Genomic DNA, 17,000 nt, shown 5'->3' on the forward strand with positions numbered 1-17,000 from the left:
TCACGACGATAGAGTTCGGATTAAATTGGAGAAATCTTCTTTGATATCATGGCTCTCTTCACGCAACTGCTCAATCTTACGGCAGGCGTGGAGCACGGTCGTATGGTCGCGGCCGCCAAACGCATCGCCGATCTCCGGCAGGCTGTGGTTGGTCAGCTCTTTGGCCAGCGCCATTGCCATCTGGCGCGGACGCGCTACCGAGCGAGATCGGCGCTTGGAGAGCAGATCCGCCACTTTAATTTTGTAATACTCCGCCACCGTCTTTTGAATATTGTCGATGGTGACCAGCTTTTCCTGGAGCGCCAGCAGATCGCGCAGCGCTTCACGAACGAAATCGATGGTGATGGCACGGCCGGTGAAGTTGGCGTTGGCGATCACGCGGTTCAGCGCCCCCTCCAGCTCACGCACGTTAGAGCGCAGACGCTTGGCAATAAAGAACGCCACCTCACCCGGCAGACGAATGTCGTTTTCGTCAGCCTTTTTCATCAGGATCGCCACGCGGGTTTCGAGCTCAGGCGGCTCGATCGCCACGGTCAATCCCCAGCCAAAGCGCGACTTCAGACGATCCTCGACGCCGTTGATCTCTTTTGGATAACGATCCGAGGTGAGGATGATCTGTTGGTTGCCTTCCAGCAGGGCGTTAAAGGTGTGGAAGAACTCCTCCTGGGAGCGCTCCTTATTGGCAAAGAACTGGATGTCATCGATCAGCAGGGCGTCTACGGAGCGGTAGTAGCGTTTGAACTCTTCGATGGCGTTGTTCTGCAGGGCTTTTACCATGTCCTGAACAAAGCGCTCGGAGTGCATATAGACCACTTTGGCATTGGGCTTGCGCGCCACGATGCCGTTACCCACCGCGTGCAGCAGGTGCGTCTTACCGAGGCCCGTGCCGCCGTAGAGAAACAGCGGGTTATACGCCCCGCCGGGGTTATCGGCCACCTGGCGAGCCGCTGCGCGGGCCAGCTGGTTCGATTTACCTTCAACGAAGTTATCAAACGTATGCTTAACGTTGACGTTAGAGCGGTAGGTAGGCTCTGCCGGAGCGGGAACGTTGTCCCAGCTTGAGCGCGACGCAGGGGCGACGCGAGGCATCTGCACCGCTGCGACCTGGGCAGGCGCGGCGACGCTTGCTGGCTCCTTTAGGGTATGGGCAACCGGCCGGGTACCCACTTCAAAGCGCAGCTGCGGCGTATCCGAGCCGCAGAACTCGTTCAGCAGTCCGTTGATATTATTAAGGTACTTGTCCCTGACCCAATCGAGTACAAAACGGTTTGGCGCATACAAAGCCAGCGTGTTGTCACTCAGTTCCGCCTGCAATGGGCGGATCCACATACTGAATTCTGTGGCTGGTAACTCATCCTGCAGTCGGGCAAGACACTGCTGCCAAAGCGAAAGTGACACGGCGGACTCCACTCGAACAAAAGTCGATAATAAAAGACGAAAGCTGAAATTAATGATTGTAGACACACGTCGAAAAGACCCCTGAAGGGTGACGTGCGAACCGCTATTTGCGGTTTTTTGCCCCGATCCGGATCCGTGATGCAGGATCGGGACCGCGGATCATAACGTAAACCGCCGAAGAGATCTTCTGTTTCTCACAGATTCTTCACGATTTATCCACAGGACGATCCGAATCGGCTAAGTGTAAACGATCCTGGTGCCGGTGCGGCACGATTTAGGCCGCATATTGGAAAAATTAATGAGGATCGATAAAAATTTAGCGAAACGATCTATTGAAGATCCTGGAGGATCCTTGCGCTTTGGCCCTCAGGTCGTATAATCCTCCACCCGGCGCGCGCTGCTCGATTTCTTGCGTCGGCCCCGGCTACTTTTCAGGCAAAAACTGCGGAATTTAGGCGGTATATAAGGAAAGAGAATTGACTCCGGAGTGTACAATTATTACAATCCGGCCTCTTTAATCATCAACACTGAGGCGTAAGACGTTGGCACTGCCCAGCGGACCGACGCGAAATTCAGTGAATTCATTCAAGTTTAGGTAGAAATCGCCATGAAACGCACTTTTCAACCGTCTGTACTGAAGCGCAACCGTTCTCACGGCTTCCGTGCTCGTATGGCTACTAAAAATGGTCGTCAGGTTCTGGCACGTCGTCGTGCTAAAGGCCGCTCTCGTCTGACCGTTTCCAAGTAATAAAGCTAACCCTGCGTGGTTAAGCTCGCATTTCCCAGGGAGTTACGCTTGTTAACTCCCAATCATTTCACATTCGTCTTCCAGCAGCCACAACGGGCTGGCACGCCGCAAATCACCATCCTCGGCCGCCTGAATTCGCTGGGGCATCCCCGCATCGGTCTTACCGTCGCCAAGAAAAATGTTAAGCGTGCGCATGAACGCAACCGGATCAAACGTCTGACGCGTGAAAGCTTCCGCTTACGCCAGCATGAACTGCCAGCAATGGATTTCGTGGTGGTGGCGAAGAAGGGGGTTGCTGACCTCGATAACCGTGCTCTCACGGAAGCGTTGGAAAAACTATGGCGCCGCCACTGTCGCCTGGCTCACGGCTCCTGATAGCCCTCATTCGGGTATATCAGCGCCTGATCAGTCCGCTGCTTGGGCCGCACTGTCGTTTCACACCGACCTGTTCGCAATATGGAATTGAGGCATTGCGCAGGTTCGGGGTGATAAAAGGCAGTTGGTTGACGGTGAAACGCGTATTAAAATGCCACCCTTTACACCCGGGTGGCGACGACCCCGTCCCGCCAGGACCTTTTAATACCAGAGAACACTAACGATGGATTCGCAACGCAATCTTTTTGTCATCGCTTTGTTGTTCGTGTCTTTCATGATCTGGCAAGCCTGGGAGCAGGATAAAAATCCTCAGCCTCAGACGCAGCAGACCACGCAGACTACGACCACCGCAGCGGGTAGTGCCGCAGACCAGGGCGTACCGGCCAGTGGCCAGGGGAAACTCATTACCGTTAAGACCGACGTGCTGGAGCTTGTCATCAACACCCGTGGTGGTGATGTTGAGCAGGCGCTGCTGTTGGGCTACCCGAAAGAGCTGAAGTCTACCGAGCCGTTCCAGCTGCTGGAAACCACGCCTGAGTTCATCTATCAGGCACAGAGCGGCCTGACTGGTCGTGACGGCCCGGATAACCCGGCAAACGGCGCGCGTCCGCTGTATAACGTTAACAGCGATACCTTTGTGATGGCCGAGGGTCAGAACGAACTGGCGATCCCGCTGACCTACACCGACGCTGCAGGCAACACCTTCACCAAAACCTTTACCCTGAAACGCGGTGAGTATGCGGTGAACGTGGGCTACAACGTGGCGAACAGCAGCGCGAAGCCGCTGGAGATCGCGACCTTCGGCCAGCTGAAGCAATCCATCAATCTGCCAGCCCATCGCGACACCGGCAGCAGCAACTTTGCGCTGCATACCTTCCGCGGTGCGGCCTACTCTACGCCGGACGAGAAGTACGAAAAATACAAATTCGATACGATCGCCGACAACGAGAACCTGAACGTGACCTCTAACGGCGGCTGGGTCGCCATGCTGCAGCAGTACTTTGCCACCGCATGGATCCCGCGCAGCGACGTTGCGAACAACTTCTACACCAGCAACCTGGGCAACGGCGTGGCCGCTATCGGCTACAAATCTGCACCGGTACTGGTACAGCCTGGCCAGACCGCCGCGCTGACCAGCACCCTGTGGGTCGGCCCGGAAATTCAGGACAAGATGGCTGCCGTTGCGCCGCATCTGGACCTGACCGTGGACTACGGCTGGCTGTGGTTTATCTCTCAGCCGCTGTTCAAGCTGCTGAAGTGGATCCACAGCTTCCTGGGTAACTGGGGCTTCTCAATCATCATCATCACCTTTATCGTTCGTGGCATCATGTACCCGCTGACCAAAGCGCAGTACACCTCCATGGCGAAGATGCGTATGCTGCAGCCGAAGATTGCGGCGATGCGTGAGCGTCTGGGCGATGATAAACAGCGTCAGAGCCAGGAGATGATGGCCCTGTATAAAGCTGAGAAGGTTAACCCGCTGGGCGGCTGCTTACCGCTGGTTATCCAGATGCCTATCTTCCTTGCGCTGTACTACATGCTGATGGGCTCCATTGAGCTGCGCCATGCGCCGTTCGCCCTGTGGATCCATGACCTGTCTGCACAGGACCCGTACTACATCCTGCCGATCCTGATGGGCGTGACGATGTTCTTCATCCAGAAGATGTCGCCGACCACCGTGACCGACCCGATGCAGCAGAAGATCATGACCTTTATGCCGGTCATCTTTACGGTCTTCTTCCTGTGGTTCCCGTCTGGTCTGGTGCTGTACTATATCGTCAGCAACCTGGTGACCATTCTGCAGCAGCAGCTGATCTACCGCGGTCTGGAGAAGCGTGGCCTGCATAGCCGCGAGAAGAAAAGCTCCTAATACGCTTCATTCTTTAGACAAGGCGGTCAAATGACCGCCTTTTTTATTTTGAGATTTCGGAAAACTATCATGAGCCATAACGACACTATCGTCGCCCAGGCAACCCCACCGGGACGCGGTGGTGTGGGCATTCTGCGTATCTCTGGTCACAAGGCCCGCGAAGTCGCACAGGCCGTGCTGGGCAAGCTGCCGAAACCGCGCTACGCCGACTACCTGCCGTTTAACGACGCGGACGGCACGGCGCTGGATCAGGGCATCGCCCTGTGGTTCCCCGGCCCGAACTCCTTTACCGGTGAAGACGTGCTGGAGCTGCAGGGGCACGGCGGGCCGGTGATCCTCGACCTGCTGTTAAAGCGCATCCTGACCCTGCCCGGCCTGCGCATCGCTCGGCCCGGCGAGTTTTCCGAGCGCGCGTTTCTTAACGACAAGCTGGACCTGGCCCAAGCCGAAGCGATTGCCGACCTGATCGACGCCAGCTCGGAACAGGCTGCACGCTCGGCGCTGAACTCGCTTCAGGGGGCCTTCTCCGCCCGCGTTAACCATCTGGTGGAAGCACTTACTCACCTGCGTATCTACGTAGAGGCTGCGATTGATTTTCCTGATGAGGAGATCGACTTCCTCTCCGACGGTAAAATCGAAGCGCAGCTTAATGGCGTGATGGCCGATCTCGATGCCGTACGGGCGGAAGCGCGCCAGGGTAGCCTGCTGCGTGAAGGGATGAAGGTGGTCATCGCCGGTCGCCCGAACGCCGGGAAATCGAGCCTGCTGAACGCCCTGGCCGGGCGCGAGGCGGCTATCGTGACCGATATTGCCGGCACCACCCGTGACGTGCTGCGCGAGCATATCCATATCGACGGTATGCCGCTGCATATCATCGATACCGCCGGGCTGCGCGATGCCAGCGACGAGGTCGAGCGCATCGGGATTGAGCGCGCCTGGCAGGAGATCGAGCAGGCCGACCGGGTGCTGTTTATGGTCGATGGTACCACCACCGACGCTGTCGACCCGGCAGATATCTGGCCGGACTTTATCGCCCGCCTGCCCGCGAAGCTGCCGATTACCGTGGTGCGCAATAAAGCCGATCTGACGGGCGAGACGCTGGGCATCAGCGAGGTGAATGGTCACTCACTTGTTCGCCTCTCCGCCTATACTGGCGAAGGCATTGACGTGCTGCGTAACCATCTCAAGCAGAGCATGGGCTTTGATACGCAAATGGAGGGTGGCTTCCTGGCCCGCCGTCGCCATCTGCAGGCGCTGGAGCTGGCCGCAGAGCATCTACAACAGGGCAAAGCGCAACTGCTCGGCGCGTGGGCAGGCGAGCTGTTAGCGGAAGAGCTACGCCTGGCTCAGCAGAGCCTGAGCGAGATCACCGGCGAGTTTACCTCCGACGACCTGCTGGGACGGATCTTCTCAAGCTTCTGTATTGGGAAGTAAGCCTGAAACGCCGGGCGGCGCTCCGCTTGCCCGGCCTACCAAACCTGTCAGACCGTAGGCCCGGCAAGCGTAGCGCCGCCGGGCAACAAAAGGGCGGGGTAAATAGATTAGTAGTTATAGATAACCGAGACTAATAGCGCCTTAGGGCTGTCCAGCGTGCTTACGGTCACTGTCTCTTGCGGATCCGCGCTTCGCCAGCACACTGCCTCAATATGGCAGCTCCTCTGCTTTTGGTAGCCCATGGCGTTCAGATAAGTTTCGATCTGCTTCGAATCGTCAGTACCGTAGTATCTGACAGCATATACATGTGATGCCGGACCGGTGATATTGACAAAGTCGAAGTCATAACGGGGCGAAATCCGTGGCATTTTTTTTAAAAGATCGGGTGTGTAAAATTCATACTCCCGTTTATTCTGCTCGGTATAGTGTGCGCTCCCGGCGAACTCCATTGCCATATAAGGCCAAGCATAGGTCAGTGCTGCGGCAGCAACAATAATTACACTACCAAGCACTTTAAATGATTTACGCATACGGTAATGTTCCCCCTTCATCCCTGAATACGAAGGTTTTCATGAGCCTCGGATCATAGATAGATAAACACAGTATCGGCAAGTTAGCGCCAGACCGTAGGCCCGTGCAAGCGGAGCGCCGCCGGGCAACAAACCGCCAAGAATTCCCCCGAATTGTAAAAGTCCCGCAGAGTGCTTTTTACCCCCTTTTATCCGTGTTAAAACCTGCACACAATACGACATACTGCTTCTACCGTTGCGAGCAGGCTTAACCATTATCATGGAGTGAAAAATGGCGACACATTTTGCAAGAGGGATCCTTACCGATGGACAGCTGGTTTCCGTCCGCCTGCCCTCGTCCTGTCACGATCGGGCTCGGACGCTGCCGGAACACCACCGCAACCGCTACCTAGCCTCCCGCGCCCTGCTCGCCGAGCTGGTATTTATGCTCTACGGGTTAAGCGAGCTGCCTGAAATCATCATCCAGTCCAATGGCCGCCCGGTCTTTGCCGATCGCAGCCTGCCCCATTTTTCATTGGCCTATGTCGGAAACATGGTCGGCGTTGCCATCGCCACTAACGGCCTGTGCGGTCTGAATATGGCGTTGCAGCGAGCGACGCGCGGCTTTCACAGCCCTCACGCCCAAGAGCAGCCGGTTTTCTCCAGCAACGAAAGGCTGTGGATCAATAACCAGAGCGATCCCAACGAGGCCCAGTCGCAGATCGTGACCCTGCGGCAGAGCGTGCTGAAGATGGCCGGGCAGACTCAGGACACGCCAGGCTTTCTGCAGCTGCTGCCAGGCTCCGGCAAGCTGCGGGCAGCGCAGCCTGCACCGATTGAGGTGCTCTGCGACGCGGAGGACGTGCTAATCTGGTCCGTGGCGGTTTCGCCCGCCATTGAAAGCCTGAAGATTTGGGAGTTTGATACTAAGCGGGGGTGGCGCGGCCTGTCAGATATTCAAACCCGAGCGAACAATCCCGCCACCCGCCTGATGCGTTTTACCAGCCTGCCTGCGTAACTCGCTTCACTACACTTACCGGTAAGGAGTAAAGATGTCTGACTCACTGCACGTCGTTACGTTACTTGGCAGCCTGCGTAAAGGCTCATTCAATGCGATGGTGGCCCGTACGCTGCCGAAAATCGCGCCGGAGGGCATGACGGTTGCGCCCCTGCCAACCATCGCCGATATCCCGCTGTACGATGCCGATATCCAGCAGGAAGAGGGTTTCCCGCAGAGCGTTGAGGCCATTGCCGAGCAGATCCGCAATGCCGATGGCGTGGTGATTGTCACGCCGGAATACAACTACTCCGTACCGGGCGGCCTGAAGAACGCCATCGACTGGCTGTCACGTCTGCCTGCGCAGCCGCTGGCCGGTAAGCCGGTGCTGATCCAGACCAGCTCAATGGGTGCTATCGGCGGCGCGCGCTGCCAGTATCATCTGCGACAGATCCTGGTGTTTCTCGACGCGATGGTGATGAACAAGCCGGAGTTTATGGGCGGGGTGATCCAGAACAAGGTGGATCCGCAGACGGGCGAGGTTATCGATCAGAGCACGCTGGACCATCTGACCGGCCAGCTGACGGCGTTTGGTGATTACATCAAGAAAGTCAGGGCATAAAAAAAGCCCGGCAGCGCGAAAGCTGCCGGGCCAGTTTTTAGCGGTTAATGCGCGTCGATAAATACAATCTTCAGCACAAACAGCAGCGCAACAATGATCACGCACGAGCTAAGGTCGCGGAAGCGTCCGGTCCCGATCTTCATGATGCAGTAGGAGATAAAGCCCAGCGCAATGCCTTCGGTAATCGAGAAGCTGAACGGCATCATGACAGCAGTAATAAACGCCGGCACGGCTTCGGTCAGATCGTCCCACTTCACGCGGGAGAGGCTGGACGTCATCAGAACGCCAACGTAGATCAGCGCACCCGCTGCGGCATACGGCGGAACCATCCCGGCCAGCGGCGACAGGAAAATCACCAGCAGGAACAGCACGCCTACCACTACAGCGGTGAGGCCAGTGCGCCCGCCGACGGAGACGCCGGAAGAGGACTCGATATAAGCGGTGACCGAAGAGGTGCCGATAAAGGAGCCAGCTACGGAGGAGACGCTGTCAACAAACAGGGCCTGCTTCATTCGCGGGAACTTACCCTTCTCATCGGCCAGACCGGCCTTATCAGTGACGCCAATCAGCGTCCCGGAAGAGTCGAACAGGTTAACCAGCATAAACGAGAAGATCACGCCTGCGAGGCCAAGGTTAAACGAGCCTGCGAGATCAACGTGGCCGACAACGCTGGTTACGCTCGGCGGCTTAGAGACAATCCCGCTGTAGTGCACATCGCCCAGCCACCAGCCCAGCAGGGTGGTCACCACGATAGAAACCAGCACCGCCGCATGGACGTTACGCGAGGCCAGAATGGCGATGATAAAGAAGCCCAGCACGCCCAGCAGCACGCTGTGGGAGGTGAGATTGCCGATAGTCACCAGCGTCTCCGGGTTCGCCACGATCACGCCAGCGTTTTTCAGACCCATCATGCCGATGAACAGGCCGATACCGCTGGTGATGCCGACGCGCAGGCTCATCGGGATGTTAGCAATCATCCAGTAGCGGACGCGGAAGATAGTCAGCAGCAGCAGGCCGATAGCGCCCCAGAATATAGCGCCCATACCCACCTGCCACGGCAGGCCCATTGCGCCAACGACCACAAAGGCGAAGAAGGCGTTCAAACCCATCGCGGGCGCAAGCGCTACCGGCAGGTTAGCGAATAGCCCCATCAGGATACTGCCAAAGGCGGCAATCAGACAGGTGGTAACGAATACCGCGCTGGTATCCATGCCAGCAACACCCAGAATCTGTGGGTTAACAAAGACGATATACACCATCGTCAGGAAAGTGGTAAAACCGGCGATCACCTCGGTGCGTGCCGTGGTGCCATGCTCGCGCAGTTTAAACACGCGGTCGAGCAACCCCTGGCCCGCGGCCTGGGTAGTGTGTTGTTGGCTCATTATCTATTTCCGAACAGGGAAGGAAAATTCGTCGCTATCCTATACCAAAATGCGACAATATTGACGGTTATCACACACTTTTTTTCATTGCGTTTGCTTATACGGCATCGATTGCGCGGAGGAATCTGCCGCAAGTAAACGTTAAACTTGTAATAAAACAGGAAACGGCATGTCCCAAATAGAAGCGATTTTTTTCGACTGTGATGGCACGCTGGTCGACAGCGAGGTGATCTGTTCCCGCGCTTACGTGCATATGTTCGCGCAGTTTGGTATTACGCTCGATCTGGCGGAGATTTTTAAGCGCTTTAAAGGCGTTAAGCTCTACGAAATTATTGACATTATTAACGCCGAGCACGGCGTGAACCTGGAAAAAGCAGAGCTGGAGCCGATCTACCGCGCCGAGGTCGCACGCCTGTTCGATGCCGAGCTGGAGATGATTGCCGGGGCAGATGCGCTGCTGGCATCCGTCAGCGTGCCGATGTGCGTGGTGTCAAACGGTCCGGTGAGCAAAATGCACCACTCGCTTGGCAAGCTCGGGATGCTGCACTATTTCCCCGATCTGCTGTTCAGCGGCTACGATATTCAGCGCTGGAAGCCGGATCCGGCCCTGATGTTCCATGCCGCCAGCGCGCTGGACGTGGATCCAAGAAAATGCATTCTGGTGGATGACTCTGCGGCAGGCGCGCAGTCGGGGATTGATGCCGGAATGGAGGTGTTCTATTTCTGCGCCGATCCGCACAACAAGCCGATCGATCACCCGAAAGTGACCACCTTCACCGAGTTATCGCAGCTGCCGGAATTGTGGAAAGCGCGTGGGTGGGAAGTGACTCGGAAATAACGTAGGCCGGATAAGCGTTAGCGCCATCCGGCGAATTGCCCGGTAGCGCAGGCTTACCGGGCCTACAAAAGCTACAGAGGCGACAAAGCAGGTTACTCTTTCGGATCTTTTCCGGCGAGCAGTTTGTCCAGCTCGTCGCCGCCCACGTGGCGGAAATCCTGACCCTTCACGAAGTAGAAGATGTATTCGCAGATGTTCTGGCAGCGGTCGCCGATACGCTCGATAGAGCGGGCGCAGAACAGCGCGGTCAGCACGCTTGGGATGGTACGTGAATCTTCCATCATGTAAGTCATCAGCTGGCGCACGATACCTTCGTACTCCTGATCTACCTTCTTGTCTTCACGGTAGATACGCACCGCTTCATCAAGATCCATGCGCGCAAAGGCATCCAGTACGTCGTGCAGCATCTGCACGGTATGGCGGCCCAGCGACTCCAGGCTCACCAGCAGCGGCTGGTGCTGCTGGGAGAACTTCTCCAGCGCGGTGCGGCAGATTTTGTCCGCCACGTCACCGATGCGCTCCAGCTCGGCGATGGTTTTGATGATCGCCATTACCAGACGCAGGTCGCTTGCCGTCGGCTGGCGCTTGGCGATAATACGCACGCAGGCCTCGTCGATCGCCACTTCCATCATGTTGACCTGATGGTCACCGGCAACAACGCGCTTGGCCAGCTCGCTGTCCTGGTTATGCATGGCGGTGATCGCGTCAGAGAGCTGCTGCTCTACCATCCCACCCATGGTCATCACTTGGGTGCGAATGCTCTCTAGCTCAGCGTTAAACTGGCCGGAGATATGTTTATTAAGGTTTAAGTTATCCACGGTGCTCTCCCGATCAACCATAACGGCCGGTGATATAGTCTTCTGTTTGTTTCTTCGCGGGCTTGGTGAACAGATCGTCCGTGTTGCTGAATTCAATCAACTCGCCCAGGTACATAAAGGCCGTATGGTCGGAGCAACGTGCAGCCTGCTGCATGTTGTGGGTCACGATCACGACGGTGTAATCCTGCTTCAGCTCGGTGATCAGCTCTTCAATACGCCCGGTAGAGATAGGGTCGAGGGCTGAACAGGGCTCATCCAGCAGCAGCACTTCCGGGCGAATGGCAATACCACGCGCAATGCATAGACGCTGCTGCTGACCACCGGAGAGAGAGTACCCGCTCTGGTGCAGTTTATCTTTGGTTTCATTCCACAATGCGGCCTTGGTCAACGCCCACTGCACGCGCTCGTCCATATCGGTGCGGGAGAGTTTCTCAAACAGGCGCACGCCGAAAGCGATGTTGTCATAGATAGACATCGGGAACGGCGTCGGCTTCTGGAAGACCATCCCGACTTTAGCACGCAGCAGGGCGATATCCTGGCTGTGGGTGAGAATGTTCTCGCCATCCAGCAGAATTTCACCTTCGGCGCGCTGCTCCGGGTAGAGAGAGTACATTTTGTTAAAGGTGCGCAGCAGGGTGGATTTACCGCAGCCTGACGGGCCGATAAACGCCGTTACCTGATTCTTGGCGATATCCAGGTTGATGTTTTTCAGCGCGTGGAACTTCCCGTAGTAGAAGTTCAAATCACGAACATGAATCTTGCCGGAGGTGGTGTCAGCCATACTCATTTACTCTTTTCCTCAATCGGGCGCGGCCGGGGCCACGCCGCAAAATTTTAACCGTTCTTCTTGGCGAAGATGACGCGCGCCAGGATGTTCAGCAGCAGCACGCACAGGGTAATGATCAATACGCCAGCCCAGGCTAGCTGTTGCCACTCGGCAAACGGGCTCATGGCAAATTTAAAGATGGTGACCGGCAGGTTGGCGATAGGCTGCATCATGTCCGTGCTCCAGAACTGATTGGAGAGGGAGGTGAAGAGCAGCGGCGCAGTTTCGCCAGCAATACGGGCAACCGCCAGCAGGATGCCGGTCAGGATGCCGGAGATAGAGGCCTTCAGCGTAATCGCGGAGATCATCTTCCATTTCGGCGTGCCCAGCGCGTAGGCAGCTTCACGCAGGCTGTCCGGAACCAGCTTCAGCATGTTCTCAGTGGTGCGGATAACAATCGGCACCTGCAGCAGCGCCAGCGCAATCACGCCTGCCCAGCCGGAGAAGTGCTCCATCTGCGCCACCACGATGGTGTAGACAAACAGGCCCACCACGATAGACGGGGCGGAGAGCAGAATATCGTTAATGAAGCGGATCACCTCTGCCAGCCAGGATTTACGCCCGTACTCTGCAAGGTAAATACCCGCCATAATGCCGAGCGGCGTACCAAACACCGTCGCCCAGAGGATCAGCAGGCCGCTGCCCGCCAGGGCGTTTGCTAGCCCACCGCCTGCAGTGTTCGGCGGCGGCGTCATCTCGGTGAACAGCGCTAGCGACATCCCATCGATACCGCGCGTTACGGTAGAGAAGAGGATCCAGATCAGCCAGAAGAGGCCGAATGCCATGGTTGCCATCGACAGCGTTAGCGCAAGACGGTTTTTCATGCGGCGACGCGCCTGCATCTTACGGCGCGACTCGGCCAGCTCCGTCGTGGTTTGCATTTCGAGCGTAGCCATTAGCGTGCCCCCTCGTTTTTCGCCAGACGCAGGATCATCACTTTCGAGATCGCCAGTACGATGAAGGTGATCACAAACAGGATCAGGCCCAGCTCCATCAGCGCGGCGACGTGCAGCCCGGATTCCGCTTCAGCAAATTCGTTAGCCAGCGCGGAGGTGATGCTGTTGCCCGGCATATAGAGCGAGGCGCTGTCGAGCTGGTAGGTGTTACCGATGATAAAGGTCACCGCCATGGTTTCACCCAGCGCGCGGCCCAAGCCAAGCATGACCCCGCCGATGACGCCGTTTTTGGTGAACGGCAGGACGATGCGCCAGATCACCTCCCAGGTGGTGCAGCCGATGCCGTAGGCCGACTCTTTCATCATCACTGGGGTTTGTTCAAACACGTCGCGCATCACCGAGGCGATGTACGGAATGATCATAATGGCGAGGATAATACCCGCCGCGAGGATACCGATACCAAACGCCGGGCCGGAGAAGAGCGCGCCCACAAACGGAATGGCAGAGAGCACGTTGCCCACCGGCTCCTGGAAATAGGTGGCAAACAGCGGAGCGAAGATAAACAGCCCCCACATGCCGTAAACGATACTGGGGATAGCAGCGAGCAGCTCAATGGCGATACCCAGCGGACGCTTCAGCCAGCCGGGAGCCAACTCCGTCAGGAACAGCGCGATACCGAAACTCACCGGAACGGCGATCAGCAGCGCGATAAAGGAGGTCACCAGCGTACCGTAGATCGGCACCAGCGCGCCGTAGATATCGTTCGGGGCGTCCCACTCTTTGGTCCACAGGAAGGAGAAACCAAATTTCTGGATGCTTGGCCAGGAGGAAACAATCAGGGAGACGATAATGCCGCCGAGCAGCAATAGCACAATCAGCGCAGCCAGTTTGACCAGCGCGCCGAAGATCATGTCACCTTGTTTACCCGGTGGGTTAAAAGCAGGCTTGGTTGCAGCCATAAATTACTCTTCTGTTATGTACGTCTTACGAATTTGCCCGGTGGCGCGAACGCTTACCGGGCCTACAGTTTTTATCCGTAGGGCGGGAAGCCTACGCCACCCGCCATCTTCGTCAAAAAGATCCTGTTAGTACAGCGCTTTACCGCTGCTGTCTTTCACATTCGTTTTCCATGCAGCACGAACCTGCTCAACCACGCTGTCCGGCAGGGTGGCGTAATCCAGCTCGTTAGCCTGTTTCGCACCGTCTTTGTATGCCCAGTCAAAGAACTTCAGCACTTCGGCGCCCTGCTCTGGTTTCTTCTGCTCTTTGTGGATCAGGATGAAGGTGGTGGAGGTGATCGGCCACGCGTTGTCACCCTTCTGGTTAGTCAGGTCCTGAGCGAAGGTTTTGCTCCAGTCCACGCCTTTCGCGGCGTTAGAGAAGCTCTCTTCGGTCGGAGAAACCGGTTTGCCATCGGCAGAAACCAGCTTGGTATAGGCCAGGTTGTTCTGCTTAGCGTAAGCGTACTCTACGTAGCCGATAGAGCCCGGCAGACGCTGTACGAACGCGGCGATACCGTCGTTACCTTTACCGCCCAGACCGGTCGGCCAGTTCACGGTAGAGCCAGAACCAATTTTTGATTTCCACTCTTCGTTTACTTTCGCCAGGTAGCTGGTGAAGACGAAGGAGGTACCGGAGCCGTCAGCGCGACGTACTACGGCGATATTCTGTGAAGGCAGCTTCATGCCTGGGTTGAGCTTAGCGATCGCTTCGTCATCCCATTTTTTGATTTTGCCCAGGTAGATGTCACCCAGCGTTTTACCGTCCAGCACCAGCTCACCGGATTTCACGCCCGGCAGGTTAACCGCCAGCACCACGCCACCGATAACGGTCGGGAACTGGAACAGGCCTTCCTGATTCAGTTTCTCATCAGACAGCGGAGCGTCAGACGCGCCAAAATCCACGGTGTTCGCAGTGATCTGCTTCACGCCGCCGGAGGAGCCGATACCCTGGTAGTTTACTTTGCTACCGGTTGCTTTCTGATAGGTATCCGCCCATTTGGCATACACTGGCGCTGGGAAGGTTGCACCCGCGCCGGTCAGGCTTGCCGCTGCGTTAACAGCGAAAGCGCTCAGGGATAAGGTCGCGGCGACAACAGTAGCGACAGTGGTACGCATGACTTTCATAATGTCTCCTGGGGGATGGTAAATCATTGTTTGGTTTCTACGATATGCAAAATAGGACAACCAGGTGACAGTTAAATGTACGTATTATGACATTTTTATGACAGGCGCTTATTTGACCGAAAATGGTCTATGGATTGTTTAAAAATAGCACAACATGGGGAGACGTCCCGCCGCGAGCGACGGGACGTAAGAGGAAGATTACTCTACGGTGACAGACTTCGCGAGGTTACGCGGCTGGTCAACGTCGGTGCCTTTGATCAGCGCGACATGGTAGGCCAGCAGCTGCAGCGGCACGGTGTAGAAGATCGGCGCAATCACCTCTTCCACGTGCGGCAGCTCGATAATGTGCATGTTATCGCTGCTGGTGAAACCGGCGTCCTGACCGGCGAAGACATAGAGCACGCCGCTACGGGCGCGAACTTCTTCGATGTTGGACTTCAGTTTTTCTAGCAGCTCATTGTTAGGTGCCACAACGATAACCGGCATATCGGCATCAATCAGCGCCAGCGGGCCGTGTTTCAGCTCGCCTGCGGCGTAGGCTTCCGCATGAATGTAAGAGATCTCTTTCAGCTTCAGCGCGCCTTCCAGCGCGATAGGGTACTGATCGCCACGGCCAAGGAACAGGGCGTGGTGCTTCTCAGAGAAGTCCTCTGCCAGCGCTTCAATGCGTTTGTCCTGGGAGAGCATCTGCTCGATACGGTTCGGCAGTGCCTGCAGGCCATGCACGATATCCTGCTCGATAGAGGCGTCCAGACCCTTCAGGCGGCTCAGCTTCGCCACCAGCATCAACAGCACGGTGAGCTGGGTGGTGAAGGCTTTGGTAGACGCCACGCCGATCTCGGTGCCAGCGTTGGTCATCAGCGCCAGATCGGATTCACGCACCAGCGAGGAGCCAGGCACGTTACAGATCGCCAGCGAACCGAGGTAGCCCAGCTCTTTGGAGAGGCGCAGCGCGGCCAGGGTATCCGCCGTCTCACCGGATTGGGAGAGGGTGATCATCAGGCTGTTGCGACGCACGGCGGATTTGCGGTAGCGGAACTCAGAGGCGATTTCCACATCGCACGGGATACCGGCCAGCGATTCAAACCAGTAGCGTGACACCATGCCGGAGTTGTAGGAGGTGCCGCAGGCGATGATCTGGATATGCTCAACCTGAGAGAGCATCTCGTTGGCTTTCTCGCCCAGCTCGCTGAGATCGATCTCGCCGTGGCTGATACGCCCGGTCAGGGTGTTTTTAATGGCATTTGGCTGCTCGTAGATCTCTTTCTGCATGTAGTGGCGGTAGATACCTTTATCGCCAGCGTCATATTGCAGATTAGATTCGATGTCCGGGCGCTTCACTTCGTGGCCTGAACGATCGAATACCACGACGCTACGGCGGGTCACTTCCGCAATATCACCCTCTTCGAGGAAGATAAAGCGACGGGTGACCGGCAGCAGGGCCAGCTGGTCAGAGGCGATGAAGTTTTCGCCCATGCCAAGACCGATAACCAGCGGGCTACCGGAGCGAGCGGCCAGCAACGTGTCAGGGTCGCGGGTATCCATGATAACCGTACCGTATGCGCCACGCAGCTGCGGGATAGCGCGCAGAACGGCATCGCGCAGCGAACCGCCTTTTGCCAGCTCCCAGTGCACCAGGTGAGCGATCACTTCGGTATCGGTTTCGGAGACAAATTCATAGCCGCGCGATCTTAACTCTTCGCGCAGCGGCTCGTGGTTCTCAATAATGCCGTTATGCACCACCACGATATGTTCAGAAACATGCGGGTGAGCGTTGCCTTCAGACGGTTCCCCGTGCGTTGCCCAACGGGTATGGGCAATACCGGTTCCGCCATGCAGCGGATGCTCTTCGGCTGTCTGAGAGAGCATCTGGACTTTACCGAGACGACGCAGGCGGGTCATATGCCCTTCACTGTCGACTACTGCCAGACCGGCAGAGTCATAGCCACGGTATTCGAGACGACGTAAGCCTTCGAGAAGGATTTCAGCAATATCACGCTGCGCAACTGCGCCAACAATTCCACACATAGTTAGATTTCCTGATTATGGCGTAAGCCATGCGTTGTCGGTCAACCTGCGTTACCCGTTTTCCGGGCGCCCCGAGCCTTGTAGAGAGTGGGGTTATATTTATAGCTACTGCTGGTGGGCGGGAGATCTATAT

Annotated in this window: 18 protein-coding genes; 9 read left to right on the forward strand and 9 right to left on the reverse strand. The window is 56.7% G+C overall.

Annotated elements, in window-relative coordinates; genetic code table 11:
* Positions 1 to 1,398, reverse strand: coding sequence for a chromosomal replication initiator protein DnaA (dnaA, locus tag EV102420_RS15710; RefSeq protein WP_042393469.1), 1,398 nt, complete (start codon positions 1,396 to 1,398; stop codon positions 1 to 3).
* Between the two features lie 298 nt (positions 1,399 to 1,696).
* Between dnaA and EV102420_RS22980 the strand changes: the two genes are divergently transcribed.
* From EV102420_RS22980 to mnmE, 6 genes are all read left to right on the forward strand, one after another.
* Positions 1,697 to 1,777 carry a hypothetical protein gene (locus EV102420_RS22980; RefSeq protein WP_419721326.1) on the forward strand — a complete coding sequence of 27 codons (81 nt, stop codon included), beginning with the start codon at positions 1,697 to 1,699 and terminating at the stop codon, positions 1,775 to 1,777.
* Between the two features lie 228 nt (positions 1,778 to 2,005).
* Positions 2,006 to 2,146, forward strand: coding sequence for a 50S ribosomal protein L34 (rpmH, locus tag EV102420_RS21550; RefSeq protein WP_003849659.1), 141 nt, complete (start codon positions 2,006 to 2,008; stop codon positions 2,144 to 2,146).
* Between the two features lie 15 nt (positions 2,147 to 2,161).
* Positions 2,162 to 2,521, forward strand: coding sequence for a ribonuclease P protein component (rnpA, locus tag EV102420_RS15715; RefSeq protein WP_042393473.1), 360 nt, complete (start codon positions 2,162 to 2,164; stop codon positions 2,519 to 2,521).
* On the forward strand, positions 2,485 to 2,742 hold the full coding sequence (gene yidD, locus EV102420_RS21555) for a membrane protein insertion efficiency factor YidD (RefSeq protein WP_015966614.1): 258 nt from the start codon (positions 2,485 to 2,487) through the stop codon (positions 2,740 to 2,742). Before rnpA ends, yidD begins: the two co-directional genes overlap by 37 nt.
* A 2-nt stretch (positions 2,743 to 2,744) precedes the next feature.
* Positions 2,745 to 4,391 (forward strand): membrane protein insertase YidC, encoded by a 1,647-nt coding sequence (gene yidC / locus EV102420_RS15720; RefSeq protein WP_042393475.1) that lies wholly within the window; start codon positions 2,745 to 2,747, stop codon positions 4,389 to 4,391.
* A gap of 69 nt (positions 4,392 to 4,460) precedes the next feature.
* Positions 4,461 to 5,825, forward strand: a complete 1,365-nt coding sequence (mnmE, locus tag EV102420_RS15725) for a tRNA uridine-5-carboxymethylaminomethyl(34) synthesis GTPase MnmE (RefSeq protein WP_042393570.1) — start codon at positions 4,461 to 4,463, stop codon at positions 5,823 to 5,825.
* A 107-nt stretch (positions 5,826 to 5,932) separates the two neighbouring features.
* Here mnmE and EV102420_RS15730 read toward each other — a convergent pair whose 3' ends face one another.
* The gene (locus EV102420_RS15730; protein WP_042393478.1) at positions 5,933 to 6,355 is read right to left on the reverse strand and encodes a hypothetical protein; all 423 of its coding nucleotides are present in this window, start codon (positions 6,353 to 6,355) and stop codon (positions 5,933 to 5,935) included.
* Positions 6,356 to 6,626: 271 nt separating this feature from the next.
* Between EV102420_RS15730 and EV102420_RS15735 the strand changes: the two genes are divergently transcribed.
* Both EV102420_RS15735 and EV102420_RS15740 read left to right on the forward strand, forming a co-directional pair.
* The gene (locus tag EV102420_RS15735) at positions 6,627 to 7,352 is read left to right on the forward strand and encodes a 4'-phosphopantetheinyl transferase family protein (RefSeq protein WP_042393480.1); all 726 of its coding nucleotides are present in this window, start codon (positions 6,627 to 6,629) and stop codon (positions 7,350 to 7,352) included.
* Between the two features lie 34 nt (positions 7,353 to 7,386).
* Complete coding sequence (locus EV102420_RS15740; protein ID WP_042393482.1) at positions 7,387 to 7,953, forward strand: NADPH-dependent FMN reductase; 567 nt, start codon at positions 7,387 to 7,389, stop codon at positions 7,951 to 7,953.
* A gap of 44 nt (positions 7,954 to 7,997) precedes the next feature.
* On the opposite strand, the gene EV102420_RS15745 is transcribed toward EV102420_RS15740, so the two are convergent.
* The gene (locus EV102420_RS15745; RefSeq protein WP_042393484.1) at positions 7,998 to 9,335 is read right to left on the reverse strand and encodes an NCS2 family permease; all 1,338 of its coding nucleotides are present in this window, start codon (positions 9,333 to 9,335) and stop codon (positions 7,998 to 8,000) included.
* 169 nt (positions 9,336 to 9,504) lie between these two features.
* Between EV102420_RS15745 and yieH the strand changes: the two genes are divergently transcribed.
* Positions 9,505 to 10,173, forward strand: a complete 669-nt coding sequence (gene yieH / locus EV102420_RS15750; RefSeq protein WP_042393486.1) for a 6-phosphogluconate phosphatase — start codon at positions 9,505 to 9,507, stop codon at positions 10,171 to 10,173.
* A 92-nt stretch (positions 10,174 to 10,265) separates the two neighbouring features.
* On the opposite strand, the gene phoU is transcribed toward yieH, so the two are convergent.
* The 6 genes from phoU to glmS all read right to left on the reverse strand — a co-directional run bounded on the left by phoU (position 10,266) and on the right by glmS (position 16,867).
* Positions 10,266 to 10,991 (reverse strand): phosphate signaling complex protein PhoU, encoded by a 726-nt coding sequence (gene phoU / locus EV102420_RS15755; RefSeq protein WP_042393573.1) that lies wholly within the window; start codon positions 10,989 to 10,991, stop codon positions 10,266 to 10,268.
* 13 nt (positions 10,992 to 11,004) lie between these two features.
* The gene (gene pstB, locus EV102420_RS15760) at positions 11,005 to 11,778 is read right to left on the reverse strand and encodes a phosphate ABC transporter ATP-binding protein PstB (protein ID WP_042393488.1); all 774 of its coding nucleotides are present in this window, start codon (positions 11,776 to 11,778) and stop codon (positions 11,005 to 11,007) included.
* 47 nt (positions 11,779 to 11,825) lie between these two features.
* Positions 11,826 to 12,713, reverse strand: a complete 888-nt coding sequence (gene pstA / locus EV102420_RS15765; RefSeq protein ID WP_042393489.1) for a phosphate ABC transporter permease PstA — start codon at positions 12,711 to 12,713, stop codon at positions 11,826 to 11,828.
* On the reverse strand, positions 12,713 to 13,672 hold the full coding sequence (gene pstC, locus EV102420_RS15770) for a phosphate ABC transporter permease PstC (protein ID WP_042393492.1): 960 nt from the start codon (positions 13,670 to 13,672) through the stop codon (positions 12,713 to 12,715). Before pstC ends, pstA begins: the two co-directional genes overlap by 1 nt.
* A gap of 126 nt (positions 13,673 to 13,798) precedes the next feature.
* Positions 13,799 to 14,839, reverse strand: a complete 1,041-nt coding sequence (gene pstS / locus EV102420_RS15775; RefSeq protein ID WP_042393495.1) for a phosphate ABC transporter substrate-binding protein PstS — start codon at positions 14,837 to 14,839, stop codon at positions 13,799 to 13,801.
* Between the two features lie 198 nt (positions 14,840 to 15,037).
* Positions 15,038 to 16,867: a glutamine--fructose-6-phosphate transaminase (isomerizing) gene (glmS, locus tag EV102420_RS15780; protein ID WP_042393498.1), complete on the reverse strand. Its 1,830-nt coding sequence runs from the start codon at positions 16,865 to 16,867 to the stop codon at positions 15,038 to 15,040.
* Between the last annotated feature and the right edge of the window lie 133 nt (positions 16,868 to 17,000).

This window comes from Pseudescherichia vulneris NBRC 102420, assembly GCF_000759795.1.
GTDB lineage: Bacteria > Pseudomonadota > Gammaproteobacteria > Enterobacterales > Enterobacteriaceae > Pseudescherichia > Pseudescherichia vulneris.

What these genes read in the sequence shown, in the direction of transcription:
- EV102420_RS22980 (WP_419721326.1), top strand. Translation starts at nt 1,697, where the DNA reads ATGAGGATCGATAAAAATTTAGCGAAACGATCTATTGAAGATCCTGGA.
- rpmH (WP_003849659.1), top strand. Translation starts at nt 2,006, where the DNA reads ATGAAACGCACTTTTCAACCGTCTGTACTGAAGCGCAACCGTTCTCAC.
- yidD (WP_015966614.1), top strand. Translation starts at nt 2,485, where the DNA reads ATGGCGCCGCCACTGTCGCCTGGCTCACGGCTCCTGATAGCCCTCATT.
- yidC (WP_042393475.1), top strand. Translation starts at nt 2,745, where the DNA reads ATGGATTCGCAACGCAATCTTTTTGTCATCGCTTTGTTGTTCGTGTCT.
- mnmE (WP_042393570.1), top strand. Translation starts at nt 4,461, where the DNA reads ATGAGCCATAACGACACTATCGTCGCCCAGGCAACCCCACCGGGACGC.
- EV102420_RS15730 (WP_042393478.1), bottom strand. Translation starts at nt 6,355, where the DNA reads ATGCGTAAATCATTTAAAGTGCTTGGTAGTGTAATTATTGTTGCTGCC.
- EV102420_RS15735 (WP_042393480.1), top strand. Translation starts at nt 6,627, where the DNA reads ATGGCGACACATTTTGCAAGAGGGATCCTTACCGATGGACAGCTGGTT.
- EV102420_RS15740 (WP_042393482.1), top strand. Translation starts at nt 7,387, where the DNA reads ATGTCTGACTCACTGCACGTCGTTACGTTACTTGGCAGCCTGCGTAAA.
- EV102420_RS15745 (WP_042393484.1), bottom strand. Translation starts at nt 9,335, where the DNA reads ATGAGCCAACAACACACTACCCAGGCCGCGGGCCAGGGGTTGCTCGAC.
- yieH (WP_042393486.1), top strand. Translation starts at nt 9,505, where the DNA reads ATGTCCCAAATAGAAGCGATTTTTTTCGACTGTGATGGCACGCTGGTC.
- pstB (WP_042393488.1), bottom strand. Translation starts at nt 11,778, where the DNA reads ATGAGTATGGCTGACACCACCTCCGGCAAGATTCATGTTCGTGATTTG.
- pstA (WP_042393489.1), bottom strand. Translation starts at nt 12,713, where the DNA reads ATGGCTACGCTCGAAATGCAAACCACGACGGAGCTGGCCGAGTCGCGC.
- pstC (WP_042393492.1), bottom strand. Translation starts at nt 13,672, where the DNA reads ATGGCTGCAACCAAGCCTGCTTTTAACCCACCGGGTAAACAAGGTGAC.
- pstS (WP_042393495.1), bottom strand. Translation starts at nt 14,839, where the DNA reads ATGAAAGTCATGCGTACCACTGTCGCTACTGTTGTCGCCGCGACCTTA.
- glmS (WP_042393498.1), bottom strand. Translation starts at nt 16,867, where the DNA reads ATGTGTGGAATTGTTGGCGCAGTTGCGCAGCGTGATATTGCTGAAATC.